The 13486-nt window shown below is 68.3% G+C and carries 12 protein-coding genes; 11 read left to right on the top strand and 1 reads right to left on the bottom strand.

Translation table 11 applies throughout. The features are described from left to right. Positions 1 to 13: 13 nt before the first annotated feature. Genes AC0SZ7_RS28320 through AC0SZ7_RS28275 form a run of 10 tightly spaced genes read left to right on the top strand, consistent with a single transcriptional unit; the run spans position 14 to position 10894 of the window. Positions 14 to 1363 carry a DUF1329 domain-containing protein gene (locus tag AC0SZ7_RS28320; RefSeq protein ID WP_475507516.1) on the top strand — a complete coding sequence of 450 codons (1350 nt, stop codon included), beginning with the start codon at positions 14 to 16 and terminating at the stop codon, positions 1361 to 1363. Between the two features lies 1 nt (position 1364). After that, positions 1365 to 2408 (top strand): WD40/YVTN/BNR-like repeat-containing protein, encoded by a 1044-nt coding sequence (locus tag AC0SZ7_RS28315; protein ID WP_475507478.1) that lies wholly within the window; start codon positions 1365 to 1367, stop codon positions 2406 to 2408. A 4-nt stretch (positions 2409 to 2412) separates the two neighbouring features. Beyond that, positions 2413 to 4878: an efflux RND transporter permease subunit gene (locus tag AC0SZ7_RS28310; protein ID WP_475507477.1), complete on the top strand. Its 2466-nt coding sequence runs from the start codon at positions 2413 to 2415 to the stop codon at positions 4876 to 4878. After that, a complete protein-coding gene (locus AC0SZ7_RS28305; RefSeq protein ID WP_475507476.1) occupies positions 4868 to 6052 on the top strand; it encodes an MFS transporter in 1185 nt (394 codons plus the stop codon). Before AC0SZ7_RS28310 ends, AC0SZ7_RS28305 begins: the two co-directional genes overlap by 11 nt. Beyond that, positions 6049 to 6819, top strand: a complete 771-nt coding sequence (locus AC0SZ7_RS28300; protein ID WP_475507475.1) for an SDR family NAD(P)-dependent oxidoreductase — start codon at positions 6049 to 6051, stop codon at positions 6817 to 6819. The genes AC0SZ7_RS28305 and AC0SZ7_RS28300 overlap by 4 nt, the downstream gene beginning before the upstream one ends. Positions 6820 to 6834: 15 nt before the next feature. Next, positions 6835 to 7398 carry a cupin domain-containing protein gene (locus tag AC0SZ7_RS28295; RefSeq protein ID WP_475507474.1) on the top strand — a complete coding sequence of 188 codons (564 nt, stop codon included), beginning with the start codon at positions 6835 to 6837 and terminating at the stop codon, positions 7396 to 7398. Further along, on the top strand, positions 7395 to 8378 hold the full coding sequence (locus AC0SZ7_RS28290; RefSeq protein ID WP_475507473.1) for a fumarylacetoacetate hydrolase family protein: 984 nt from the start codon (positions 7395 to 7397) through the stop codon (positions 8376 to 8378). The genes AC0SZ7_RS28295 and AC0SZ7_RS28290 overlap by 4 nt, the downstream gene beginning before the upstream one ends. Before the next feature lie 10 nt (positions 8379 to 8388). Continuing rightward, positions 8389 to 9378: an NAD-dependent epimerase/dehydratase family protein gene (locus tag AC0SZ7_RS28285; RefSeq protein ID WP_475507515.1), complete on the top strand. Its 990-nt coding sequence runs from the start codon at positions 8389 to 8391 to the stop codon at positions 9376 to 9378. Further along, positions 9368 to 10150 (top strand): cyclase family protein, encoded by a 783-nt coding sequence (locus AC0SZ7_RS28280; RefSeq protein WP_475507472.1) that lies wholly within the window; start codon positions 9368 to 9370, stop codon positions 10148 to 10150. Before AC0SZ7_RS28285 ends, AC0SZ7_RS28280 begins: the two co-directional genes overlap by 11 nt. Positions 10151 to 10159: 9 nt before the next feature. Next, entirely contained in the window at positions 10160 to 10894 is a 735-nt protein-coding gene (locus AC0SZ7_RS28275; RefSeq protein WP_475507471.1) for a glutathione S-transferase family protein, read from the top strand. A 518-nt stretch (positions 10895 to 11412) separates the two neighbouring features. On the opposite strand, the gene AC0SZ7_RS28270 is transcribed toward AC0SZ7_RS28275, so the two are convergent. Then, positions 11413 to 12327, bottom strand: a complete 915-nt coding sequence (locus tag AC0SZ7_RS28270; RefSeq protein WP_475507470.1) for an NAD(P)-dependent oxidoreductase — start codon at positions 12325 to 12327, stop codon at positions 11413 to 11415. 101 nt (positions 12328 to 12428) lie between these two features. On the opposite strand from AC0SZ7_RS28270, the gene AC0SZ7_RS28265 reads away from it, so the two are divergent. After that, on the top strand, positions 12429 to 13484 hold the full coding sequence (locus tag AC0SZ7_RS28265) for a diguanylate cyclase (RefSeq protein ID WP_475507469.1): 1056 nt from the start codon (positions 12429 to 12431) through the stop codon (positions 13482 to 13484). Positions 13485 to 13486 lie beyond the last annotated feature (2 nt).

Raw genomic sequence — 13486 nt, 5'->3', positions numbered from 1 at the left:
GTCGATGAAACCCATGACCTTGCTGCTTACTGCCCTGGCGTCGTCGTTGCTGCTGGCCCAGGGCGTGATGGCCGCCGTTCCCGCCAGCGAAGCCGACACCCTGAAGACCACCCTCACGCCCCTGGGCGCCACCCGCGCCGGCAACGCCGACAACAGCATCCCGGCCTGGAACGGCGGCCTGACCCAGGCCGACCCGGCCTACAAAGACGGTGGCAAGCGCGGCGACCCCTTCGCCACGGAAAAGCCACTGTTCACCATCACCGCGCAGAACGCCGCCCAGTACGCCGACAAGCTCTCGGCCGGCACCCTGGCGATGTTGAAGAAATACCCCGGCAGCTACCACCTCGACGTGTACCCCACGCACCGCACCGCCGCCGCGCCGCAAGCGGTGTACGACGCCACCTACAAGAACGCCATCAACGGCACGCTGGTGGACGGCGCCGCCGGCCCCATGCCGCAGAACGCCCAGGGCGGTATTCCGTTCCCGATTCCGAAGAACGGCGCCGAGGCCATCTGGAACCACCTGCTGCGCTGGCGCGGGGCGTCCTGGCACGCCGATTTCACTCAGTACCTGACCACCGCCGACGGCAAGCATGTACTCACCAACGACTCCAGAGCCGACCTGCAGATGCCTTGGTACCTGCCCGATGGCGGCCAGAAGGACGGGGTGTTCTGGACCATCCGCATGACCAACGACGGCCCACCGCTGCGCGCCGGCGAGGCCATCACCGGCCGCGAGAACATCAACGCCAACAATGCCGGCGTCTGGACCTACCTGCCAGGCCAACGCCGGGTGCGCCGCCTGCCCAACGCCTGCTGCGACACGCCGACACCGGCCACCGCCGGGGTGATGAGCTTCGACGAGCTGTACGTGTTCAACGGCCGCATCGACGGTTTCGACTGGAAACTGGTGGGCAAGAAGGAGCTGTACATCCCCTATAACTCGAACAAGGTGTTCACCGCCGCCAACCCCACCGACCTGTTGGGCGAGCACCACCTCAACCCTGCCGACATTCGTTGGGAACTGCACCGCGTGTGGGTGGTGGAAGCCACGCTCAAGCCTGGCAAGCGCCACGTGATGCCGCGCAGCACTTACTACCTGGACGAGGACACCTGGGCCGCCGTGCTCGGCGAGCGCTACGACGCGCAGAACCAGCTGGCCAAGGCGCTGTGGACAACCCCGGTGGTGCTGCCCGACATGCCCGGTGTGGTGACCCTGACCAACGGCTTCTACGACCTGCTGTCCGGGGCCTGGTTCACCGGTGACATCTTCGCCGGCAAGAACGAGCAGTACCGCGTGGTGCAGGCCTACAAGGACTCGGTGTTCACCCCCGATGCCCTGGCCGGCGAAGGTGTGCGCTGAGATGAAGCGCACCTTGTTGATCAGCGCAATGTGCCTGGCGCTGGCCGGGCAGGGCGCCCACGCCGCCGACGTGCTGGCCCAGCCGGCGGTGCAGTCGGCCCAGGCGCTGCACGCGGTGCTGCTGGGTATCGGTCGGGCCGGTGCGCGGCTGGTGGCGGTGGGCGAACGCGGCACCGTGCTGCTGTCGGACAACAACGGCGCCAGCTGGCGCCAGGCCCAGGTGCCGGTGAGCACCAGCCTGACCGCCGTGCAGTTTGTCGACGGCCAGCAGGGCTGGGCCGTGGGCCACGGCGGCGTGGTGCTGCACAGCCGTGACGGCGGCGAGCATTGGCAACTGCAGCTGGATGGCCGCAAGGCCGCGGCGCTGGAGTTGGCTGCGGCGCAGCAGGACGGCAATCCCCAGCGCCTGGCCGCCGCGCAACGGCTGGTGGCCGATGGTGCCGACAAGCCACTGCTGGCCCTGAGCTTCAGCGACGCGCGCCATGGCCTGGTGGTCGGCGCCTACGGCCTGGCCTTGGCCACTGATGACGGCGGTGCCACCTGGAGCAGCTGGGCCGGGCGCCTGCCCAACCCGCAAGGCCTGCACCTGTACGCGGTGGCGCAGCGCGGCGGCGAGCTGTGGCTGGCCGGCGAGCAGGGCCTGGTACTGCATTCGGGCGACGGCGGCCAGCACTTCGCGGCGCTGCCCAGCCCCTATGACGGCAGCTTCTTCAGCCTGGCGCTGCTGCCCGGTGGCGAGGTGCTGCTGGGCGGCCTGCGCGGCCACCTGTTCAGCCTCAAGGGCGACAGCTTCAACGAAATCAGCAACCCGCTGCCGGTGTCCATCAACGCCGCCTGGGTCAGCGACCGGCGCTTGCTGCTGGTCAACCAGGCCGGCGCAGTGCTACAGGGCCAGCTCGACGGCAGCGGCCTTGCGCCCTTGCCACTGGCGGCCGGCGCGCCCTTGGCGGCAGTGGCCGAGGCCAGCGATGGCGGCCTGGTGGGCGTTGGCTTCGCCGGCCCGCTGCGCCTGAGTTCGGCGCCCACCCAGTCTTTAGCGGAGTAAGCCCATGCATGCCCCCAGCTCTTCCCAGGCGGCGCCGCACAGCGGGCGCCTGGCCGATTTCGACAGCCGTTCCGGCTCACTGCTGGAACGTGCGTTGTTCAACCACCGGCGCATCGTGCTGCTGTTGTGCCTGCTGGCCACCATCGTGCTGGGCTGGCAGGCCACGCGCCTGACCCCGAACGCCAGCTTCGAGAAGATGATCCCCAGCGACCAGCCCTTCATCGCCAACTACCTGGCCCACCGCCAGGAGCTTTCCGGGCTGGGCAACGCCGTGCGCATTGCGGTGATCAACCGCCGTGGCAGTGTGTACGACAAGGAATACCTGCACACCCTGCAGCAGCTCAACGACGAGGTATACCTGTTGCCCGGCGTTGATCGCGCCTACATGAAGTCGCTGTGGACCCCGGCCACGCGCTGGGTGGGCGTCACCGAGGAAGGCCTGGAAGGCGGCCCGGTGATCCCCGACAACTACGACGGCAGCGCCGCCAGCCTGGAGGCACTGAAGCGCAACGTGGAACGCAGCAACGAGATCGGCCAGCTGGTGGCGTTCGACCAGCAGTCGAGCATCCTCTACGTGCCGCTGCTGGCCACCACCGCCGACGGCAAGGCCCTGGACTACAGCGCCCTGGCCCAGCGCCTGGAGGCCCTGCGCGCCAAGTACCAGGGGCAGGGCATCGAGATCCGCATCACCGGTTTTGCCAAGGTGGTGGGCGACCTGATCGACGGCCTGCGCCAGATCCTGCTGTTCTTCGCCGCCGCCATCGCCATTACCGCCGTGGTGCTGTACGGCTACACCCGCTGCCTGCGCAGCACCGCGCTGGTGATGAGCTGTTCGCTGGTGGCGGTGGTGTGGCAGCTGGGGCTGCTGCCGCTGCTGGGCTTCGAGCTGGACCCGTATTCAGTGCTGGTACCCTTCCTGGTGTTCGCCATTGGCATGAGCCATGGCGCGCAGAAAATGAACGGCATCATGCAGGACATCGGCCGCGGCATGCACCGCCTGGTGGCGGCGCGCTTCACCTTCCGCCGGCTGTTCATGGCCGGGCTGACGGCGCTGCTGTGCGACGCCGTGGGCTTTGCGGTGCTGATGATCATCAAGATCCAGGTCATCCAGGACCTGGCGCTGATCGCCAGCCTGGGCGTGGCGGTGCTGATCTTCACCAACCTGATTCTGCTGCCGGTGCTGCTCTCCTATGTGGGCGTCAGCGGCACGGCGGCCACGCGCAGCCTGCGTGGTGAAGCCGCCGATGCCGCGGGGGCGGTGCGCCACCCGGCCTGGCGTTTTCTCGACCTGTTCACCCAGCGCCGCTGGGCCAGCGCCTGCGTGCTGGTGGCCGCGTTGCTGGCAGTGGGCGGCTACCTGGTCAGCCTGCACCTGAAGGTCGGCGACCTGGACGCCGGCGCGCCGGAGCTGCGCGCCGACTCGCGCTACAACCAGGACAACGCCTACCTGACCGCGCACTACGGCGCCAGCAGCGACGTGTTCGCGGTGATGGTCAAGACGCCGCCGGGGGGCTGCTCCAGCTACGACACCCTGCAGCGCGTGGACAACCTCGACTGGCAGCTGCGCGGCCTGCCAGGCGTGGACTCCACCAACTCGCTGGCCTTGCTCAACCGCCGCGTGCTGGTGGGCCTGTCGGAAGGCAACCCGCGCTGGTACGAGCTGCTGCCCAACCAGGCCACGCTGAACATGGTCACCGCCGGTGCGCCGCGCGGGCTGTACAACGAAGACTGCAGCCTGCTGACCGTTTACGCCTACCTCACCGATCACAAGGCCGACACCCTGGGCCGCGTGGTGGCCAGCGTGCAGGCCTTCGCCAAGGCCAACGACAGCGACCAGGCGCAGTTCCTGCTGGCGGCCGGCAGCGCCGGTATCGAGGCGGCCACCAACATCGTCGTCAAGCAGGCCAGTCATGAAATGCTCTGGTGGGTGTACGGCGCCGTGGTGCTGTTGTGCCTGATCACCTTCCGTTCCTGGCGCGCGGTGCTGTGCGCGGTGCTGCCGCTGATGCTCACCTCGATCCTGTGCGAGGCGCTGATGGTGTGGCTGGGTATCGGCGTCAAGGTCGCCACCTTGCCGGTGATCGCCCTGGGCGTGGGCATTGGCGTCGACTACGCGCTGTACGTGATGAGCATCGTGCTGGCGCAGATGCGCGCCGGCGCCAGCCTGTCCCAGGCCTATTATCAGGCCCTGCAGTTCACCGGCAAAGTGGTGATGCTCACCGGCGTGACCCTGGCCATAGGCGTGGGCACCTGGATGTTCTCGCCCATCAAGTTCCAGGCCGACATGGGCGTGCTGCTGGCGTTCATGTTCGTCTGGAACATGGTGGGGGCGCTGATTCTGCTGCCGGCGCTGGCCTACTTCCTTCTTCCGCACAAGCGCCAGCCGCAGGCACAGGCCGTGGCCCGGCCAGTGCCGGAAAACGCCGAGAAACCCCGCCCGTTGAGCCTGGAGGTGGTGCATGAACGCTGATCGCCAACCGCGTTTGCCACAGTCGTTGTTGCTGCTGCTGGGCAGTTGCCTGCCCGTGCTGGGCGCAGTGCTGCTGGCGCCCGTGCTGCCGCGCATGCAGGCGCATTTCGTCGACACCCCGGGGGTTGCGGTGCTGGTGCCTATTGCCCTGACGTTGCCGGCGCTGGTGGTGGCACTGTTGGCGCCGTTCGCCGGCATCATCGCCGACCGGGTGGGGCGCAAGCCGCTGCTGCTGTGGGCCATGGCCTTGTACACGCTGTGCGGCACGCTGCCGCTGTGGCTACAGTCGCTGCCGGCCATCGTCGCCAGCCGCGCCGGCATCGGCCTGGCCGAGGCGGCAATCATGACCGGCTGCACCACGCTGATGGGCGACTACTACAGCGGCGCCCGGCGCGAGCGGCTGTTTGCCCTGCAGATGGTCGCCACTTCGCTGTCGGCGGCGCTGTTCATGGGCCTGGGCGGGCAACTGGGGCAGGACAACTGGCGCGCGCCGTTTGCCCTGTACGCAGTGGGGCTGGTGTTCCTGCCGCTAATGGCCCGGCTGCTATGGGAGCCCGTGGCCCCGGTGCAGGCCCAGCGCCATGCCGCCGGCCTGCCGTGGCGCGCCCTCGGCCCGCTGTACCTGCTGGCGCTGCTAGCCGGCGCCAGCCTGTTCATCGTGCCGGTGCAGGCCGGCTTCATCCTCAACCTGCTGGGCATCGACGCCCCGCAGCAGATCGGCCTGGCCATGGGCGGCAACCAGCTGGGCGTGGTGGCCGGCGCCTTGAGTTTCCGACTGATCGGTCGCATTGCCCCGGCGCGGCTGTTGCTGTTGGCCTTCCTGCTGGCCGGCTGCGGCGGCGTGTTGATGGGCAGCGCCAACAGTCACCTGCAAGTGGTGGTGGCGGTGGTCATCAACGGCCTGGGCATCGGCCTGATGCTGCCCACCGTGATCACCTGGATCATGGCCCAGGTGGGCTTCAGCCAGCGTGGGCGGGCTACCGGGCTGTTCACTGCGGCCATTTTTGCCGGCGAGTTCGTCAGCCCCTTGCTGGTGCTGGCCATCAGTGGCGGCAACCTGGCGGCGGTGCCCCATGCGGTGCTGCTGGTGGGCCTGCTGCAAGGGGTGGTGGCGCTGGGCTGCCTGGCGGTGCCGCGGTTCAGTGGCGCGCGTTTGCAAGGAGAGCATGCGTGAAACTATTCGATCTCAGCGGCCAGGTGGCCCTGATTACCGGCGCCACGCGTGGCATCGGCCTGGCCATTGCCCGTGCCTATGGGCAGGCGGGCGCGCGGCTGGCCATCAGCAGTGAAAACCCCGAGGACTGCCGCCAGGTGGCGGCGCAACTGGCCGAGGAGGGCATCGACGCTTGGCCCCTGGCTGCCGACATGGGCCAACAGGCTCACGTACAAGCGTTGGCCGAAGGTGTACTGGAGCATTTCGGCCAGTTGGACATCCTGGTGTGCAACGCCGGCATCGCCCCGCACATGGGGCCGCTGGCCAGTGCCAGCGACGCCCAGTGGCAGGCCACCCTGACGGTGAACCTGCAGAGCGCCGTGTGGCTCACCTCGGCGCTGATCCCGGCGCTGGTGGCCCGCGGCGGCGGCAGCGTGGTGCTGATGGCCAGCATCGCCGGCGTGCGCGGCAACCGTGGCCTGGGCCTTTATGGCCTGTCGAAGGCGGCGCTGGCGCAGTTGGCGCGCAACCTGGCGGTGGAGTGGGGGCCGAGCAACGTGCGGGTCAACGCCATCAGCCCCGGGGTGGTGCAGACCGAATTCGCCCGACCGCTCACCGACCAGCCGGCAGTGATGGACAAGCGCCTGGCGCTGACACCCCTGCGGCGCGTAGGCAGGCCCGAGGAAATAGCCGCCGTGGCGCTGCTGCTGGCCGCCCCCGGCGGCGCTTTCATCACCGGCCAGAACCTGATTGTCGACGGTGGCACCACCATCGGCGACGGCAACTGAACAAGGAATTCCCCGATGCAGACGCTTCCTGCTTTCAAGCGCGTAGTCACCGGCCACGACGCCAGCGGCAAGGCCACCGTGGCCATCAGCGGCCCCACCCCCAGCGTGTTTGCGCTGCAGGCGGTGCCCGGCACGGTGTTCCATGAAATCTGGAACACCGGCGCTGCGCCTGCGCTGATCGACAACGGCGACGACGCCACCCTTAAACCCCTGCAACTGAGCCCCAGCGCCCTGGGCAGCCTGATCCGCGTGGTGGATATCCCGCCCGACAGCGTGCAGAACGCGGTGACCGCCGAAGCCGCCGCCCAGGCCTTCGCCGAGATCGGCCAGGCCCACGCCGGTACCGGCAACGGCGACAGCCGCCACCGGCTGATGCACCGCACCGAAACCGTCGACTACGGCATTGTCACCGAAGGCGAGGTGTGGCTGGTGCTCGATGACCAGGACGTGCACCTGACCCGCGGTGACGTGGTGGTGCAGCGCGGCACCAACCACGCCTGGAGCAACCGTACCGAGCACATGGCGCGCATGGTGTTCATTCTGCTGGACGGGCAATTCGCAGAAGGAATAGCACCATGAAGCTGGCAACCCTGAAAGATGGCAGCCGTGACGGCCGGCTGGTGGTGGTGTCCCGCGACCTGAGCCGCTATGTGTGCGCCAGTGCCATCGCCGTCACCCTGCAACAGGCGGTGGATGCCTGGGCCAGTTGCGCGCCGCAGTTGCAGGCGCTGGCCTGGCTGTTGGAAGAGGGCCGTGCGCCCGGTGCGCAGCCGTTCGACCCAAGCCAGGCGATGGCGCCGTTACCACGGGCTTACCAATGGTGCGACGCCTCGGCATTTCTCAACCACGGCACGCTGATGCAGAAAGCTTTCAACCTCGACCCCATCGAAGGTGTCGAGCGTATCCCGTTGATGTATCAAGGTGCTGGGGATGATTTTCACGGTGGCCGTGACGACCTCAAGCTGCCCAGCGAAGCCCAGGGCATCGACTTCGAAGGCGAGTTCGTGGTGCTGGTGGACGACGTGCCACTGGGTTGCCCGGCCGAGGCGGCGGCCGGTCACATCAAGCTGGTGCTGCAGGTCAACGACGTCAGCCTGCGCGCGCTGGCACCACGGGAGATGCTCACCGGTTTTGGTTTTCTGCAGGCCAAGCCATCCTCCAGCTTCGCCCCGGTGGCGGTCACCCCTGATGAACTGGGCGACGCCTGGGCCGAGGGGCGGGTGCAGCTGCCGTTGCACGTGCAGCGCGACGGCGAGTGGTTCGGCCACCCCCACGGCGGCGAGATGAATTTCAGCTTCGGCCAGTTGGTCGCCCATGCCGCGCTGACCCGCCGGCTGGGGGCGGGCACCCTGGTAGGTTCGGGCACCGTATCGAATAAAGACCGATCGGTCGGTTCGGCCTGCATCGCCGAGCGCCGGGCCATCGAGATGATCGAGCACGGCAGCGCCCGCACCGGCTTCCTGCGCTTTGGCGAGCGGGTGCGCATGGAGGTCATCGGGCTGGACGGCCAATCGGTGTTCGGCGCCATCGACCAGCGCGTGGTAGCGGCCCATGAGTGACGGCAACGGCCTGCGCGTGCTGGTCACCGGCGCCAATGGCTTCCTCGGGCAACTGCTGGTCAAGCGCCTGCTGGCGGCGGGTAGCCTGCGCGGGCAGGCTATCGGCACCTTGCTGTTGCTGGACATGAACCTGGAGGGCATCGCTGCGGATCCGCGCTTGCGTTTGCACCCCGGCAGCGTCACTGACCCGGCGCTGGTGCGGCGGGTGCTGGCCGATGGCATCGACGTGGTGTTCCACCTGGTGAGCATCGCCGGGGGCGCCGCCGAGCGCCAGTACGAGCTGGGCTACGAGGTGAACCTGCAAGCCAGCCTGGAATTGCTGCAGCAGCTGCGCAACCGCGCGCGGCCGCCGGTGCTGGTGTTCGCCAGCAGCGTGGCGGTGTACGGCGCAGGCCTGCCGGCGCGGCTGGACGAGCAGGCGCCCGCGCAGCCGCAGCTGTCCTACGGTGCACACAAGCGCATGGTGGAAATTGCCCTCAGCGACCTGGCCCGCCGCGGCGAAGTGGACGGCCGTGCGCTGCGCCTGCCGGGCATCGTCGCCCGGCCGCACAGCCACCATGGCCTGCGCTCGGCGTTCATGAGCGAGTTGATGCGGTGTGTGGCGGCCGGCGAGCCCTACGAATGCCCGGTGTCGGCGGCGGCCACGGCGTGGTGGATGTCGGCGCGTTGCTGCGTCAACAACCTGCTGCGCGCCGCCGAGCTGCCCTTGGCCAGCGATGCGCCCCGGGTGTGGCAGCTGCCGGTGTTGCACCTTTCCATCGGCCAGGTGCTGGATGCCCTGGCCGAACGCTTCGGCGAAGCCAGCCGCGCGTTGGTCAGCTTCCGCCCGGACGCCCAGCTGGAAGCCCAGTTCGGCCGCCAGCCACCGCTGAAAACCCCACAGGCGCGGGCGCTGGGCCTGCGCCATGACGGCAGCGCCGCCGCCCTGGTGCGCAATGCCCTGGAATTGACCGTTGCGGCGCGCCGCCCTGCACAAGGAAGCCCTTGCCATGAAGCCTGAACGCCGTCTGATCGACTTGTCGGTGACCCTCGAAAACAACCCCTACACCGACCCGCCGCCGTTGCTGCCGCGCATCGAGTACACCGACCACCAGCAGGGCTGGCCGGAAATGGCCGCGATGTTCCCCGGGCTGACGCTTGAGGACATGCCCGGCCAGGAGGCCTGGGCCGCCGAGCGCCTGGTCATCACCACCCACAGCGGCACCCACATGGACGCGCCCTGGCACTACGCCTCGACCACCGACGGCGGCAAGCCAGCCTGGGGCATCGACGAGCTGCCGCTGGAATGGTGCCTGCAGCCGGGGGTGAAGCTGGACTTTCGCGGCTTCGCCGATGGCCACGTGATCACTGCCGCCGAGGTCGAGGCTGAGCTGGCGCGCATCGGCCACGTGCTGCAACCGCTGGACATCGTGCTGGTGAACACCCGCGCCGGCAGCCTGTTCGGCCAGCCCGGCTACCTGGACGCCGGCGTGGGCATGGGCCGCGAGGCCACCCTGTACCTGCTGGACCGCGGCGTGCGTGTGGTGGGCACCGATGCCTGGAGCTGGGACGCGCCGTTCAAGTACACCCGCGAACGCTTCGCCGCCACCGGCGATGCGGCGTTGATCTGGGAAGGGCACAAGGCGGGCCGCGACATCGGCTACGGGCAGATGGAAAAACTGGCGAACCTTGAGCAACTGCCGGCCACCGGCTTCGAGGTGTCGTGCTTCCCCTACAAGATCAAACACGCTTCGGCCGGTTTCGTCCGCGCCGTGGCCATTATCACTGCCTGAGTATTTCCCATGACTGAACTTGTACTGTTCAACGCCGGCGTATCCACCTGCAGCCAGCGCGTACGCTTTGTGCTGGCCGAAAAAGGCCTGGCCTACACCGACCAGCGCCTGCGCCTGGACCAGGGCCAGCACCTGACCCCCGAATACCTGGCCATCAACCCCAACGGCCTGCTGCCGGCGCTGACCCACGACGGCCAGGTGGTGGTGGACTCCAGCGTGATCAACGAATACCTCGACGAGGTGTTCCCCACGCCGCAGCTGGTTCCCGCCAACCCGCTGCAACGGGCGCACATGCGCGCCTGGGTGCAATACCTGGACGAGGTGATGACCCCGGCCATTCGCTACCCTTCGTTCCAGCAGTTCTTCGGCGGTGGCTTGCGCAACATGAGCACCGAACAGCGCCAGGGCTTCGCCAACCGCCTGCCGCTGCGCAAGCATTTCGCCCTGGAAGTGGGGCCGGACGGTTTTGCCCAGGAGAAGCTGGACGCCGCCATGGAGCGTATCGTGCAGTCCCTGGACCGTATGGAGCAGGCGCTGGCCGGCAAGCCATGGATCGCCCATGAACAGCTGACCCTGGCCGACATTGCCATGATGCCAAGCATCGTGCGCCTGGAAGACCTGGGCCTGGCCAGCCTGTGGGACCAGCGCCCCAACGTCGCCCAGTGGTACGCCCGCCTGCAGGACCGCCCGGCGTTCGCCGCCGCCTACGGCCCCGGCACCCGCCTGGGCGTGGGCGCCAACTGACGCGTCCGGCCCCGGCGCGGTCTGGCTGGCGTCCCGCAGCGCCTATGGACGCGGCCTGCGGCCGCTGCTACAAGAACCGCGTAGCAGCTGCCGAAGGCGGCGTCCGGCCCCGATGCGGTCTGGCTCGCGTCCCGCAGCGCCTGTGGACGCGGCCTGCGGCCGCTGCTACAGGAACCGCGTAGCAGCTGCCGAAGGCGGCGTCCGGCCCCGATGCGGTCTGGCTCGCGCCCCGCAGCGCCTATGGACGCGGCCTGCGGCCGCTGCTACAGGAACCGCGTAGCAGCTGCCGAAGGCGGCGTCCGGCCCCGATGCGGTCTGGCTGACGCCCCGCAGCGCCTATGGACGCGGCCTGCGGCCGCTGCTACAGGAACCGCGTAGCAGCTGCCGAAGGCTGCGTCCGGCCCCGATGCGGTCTGGCTGACGCCCCGCAGCGCCTATGGACGCGGCCTGCGGCCGCTGCTACTGGAATCGCGTAGCAGCTGCCGAAGGCGGCGTCCGGCGTCGATGCGGCCTGTGGCCTACACCTGCCCGGCGCGGCGCGCGCTGGTGCGCGACAGCGCCGCCCAGTCCAGGTGGCCTTCGCCGTGGGCAAGACCTTCGATGTGGGTGTCACGCAGGGTGCTGGCCAGCGGCAACGGCACGTTGACCTTTTCCGCCGCTTCCATGGCCAGGCGCACGTCCTTGAGCCCCAGCGCCAGCTTGAAGCCTGCCGGCTCGAAGCGCTCTTCGGCGATGGCGCTGCCGTAGCCCTTGTACACCGGCGCGTTGAACAGGGTAGAGGTGACCAGCTCGAGCACGCTGCCCTTGTCCACGCCATAGCCCTGGGCCAGCGCCACGGCTTCGCCCATGGTGCCGATGGCGCTGGCGATCATGAAGTTCACCGACAGCTTGACCGCGTTGGCCTGCTCGGGCCGGTCGCCGAAGTGCCAGGTCTTCTGCCCCAGTACGTCGAACAACGGCTGCACGCTGGCCAGTGCCTGCGCATCGCCTGCGGCCAGGATCTGCAGTTGCCCGGCCTCCGCGACGTTCACCCGCCCCAGCACCGGCGCCGCCAGGTAGCCGACGCCGCGCGCCTGGTGCAACGCCAGCAGCTGGTTGGCCAGCGCCACCGAGATGGTCGCCATGTTGATGTGAATGGCGCCGGGCTTGAGTGCCTCCAGGGCCTGGCCGTCCAGCAGCGTGGCCTGGGTGGCGGCGTCGTCGGCCAGCATGGAGATCAGTACGTCGGCGCCTTCGGCGGCTTCGCGCGGTGTGCTGGCGGCTTGGGCACCCAGGGCGACTAGCTTGGCCACCGGCTCCGGCGAACGGTTCCAACCGCGCACCCAATAGCCGGCCTTCAGCAGATTCGCGGCCATGGGCAGGCCCATGGTGCCCAGCCCCAGAAATGCGATTTTCATGGCGGTGCTCCCTGTCAAAAATATCAAGCATGCCATGCTGAATTGATTTTGCCGACCGGCAGCATCAAGCGTGGCTTGGCGCAGCCGACATCAGTCTCATAACAAGACCGATTTCCCACCCCCTGCGAGCCCCCTTGATGATCAGCCTTTCTGCGGATGACCGCGCCCAGGTATTGCAGGATGCAACCGTACAATTCTGGCGACATATCATCGCCATCGTCTGGATCGCCTTTGGCATCCACATCGTGCTGTTCGCGCTGTTCGTGTTTCTGAATATCCCGGCGCTGTGGGCCGCCAACGCGGTGAGCGTGCTGATGTACGTGGGCTGCCTGTTCGCCATTCGCCACCATCACTTCCACCTGGCGGGTCTGTTGTTCAGCGTTGAAATCATTGCCCACGCCGTCATCGCCACCTGCCTGCTGGGCTGGGACAGCAATTTCCATTTCTACCTGTTCTGCCCCATACCCATCATCGCCTTCTGCTTCCAGACGGCGCCCTGGCGGCGCCTGGGCCTTAGCCTGGCCATTGCGCTGGTGGCGGTGGGCGGCTACGCGGTGCGCCACCTGATCCATGTGGCAGCCGGTATCAGCGATGAGCTGATTGACCTGTTTGGCGTCATCAACGCCCTGACTGCCACGGCGCTGCTGATGTACGCCACGGCCTTGTCGGTGCGCTTCACCCTGTCGATGCAGCTGCACCTGTTCCACACCGCCCACCGCGACAGCCTCACCAGCCTGTACACGCGCCGCCGGGTGCTGCAGCGCCTGCGGCAGATGGGCGCCGCGCGCCAGGAACAGCCGACCGCGATCGTGCTGCTGGACGTCGACCATTTCAAACTGTTCAACGACCAGCACGGCCATGACCTGGGCGACCTGGTGCTGCAGCGGGTGGCCGACAGCATTGCCGGCTGCGTGCGCACCACCGACATTGCCGCGCGCTGGGGTGGCGAGGAGTTCCTGGTGCTGATGCCGAACACCGCGCTGGCTGAAGCCCGGCAAGTGGCGGACCGGGTGCTGGCGCACATACGGGCGCAGGCGGGCTTGATAGAGGGCAGGGCGCTGGTGGTGACGGCGACGCTGGCAGTGACGGTGATTGCCCCGGACGAGGCGTTTCGCGATGCGCTGAACCGGGCGGACCAGCTGTTGTACCAGGGCAAGCAGGCGGGGCGGGACCGGGTGATGTTGGCGTCTTGACG

Source organism: Pseudomonas sp. JC1203 (assembly GCF_056175065.1).
Note: the sequence above shows the minus strand (reverse complement) of the source record. Positions and strands in the feature narration are given on the sequence as shown.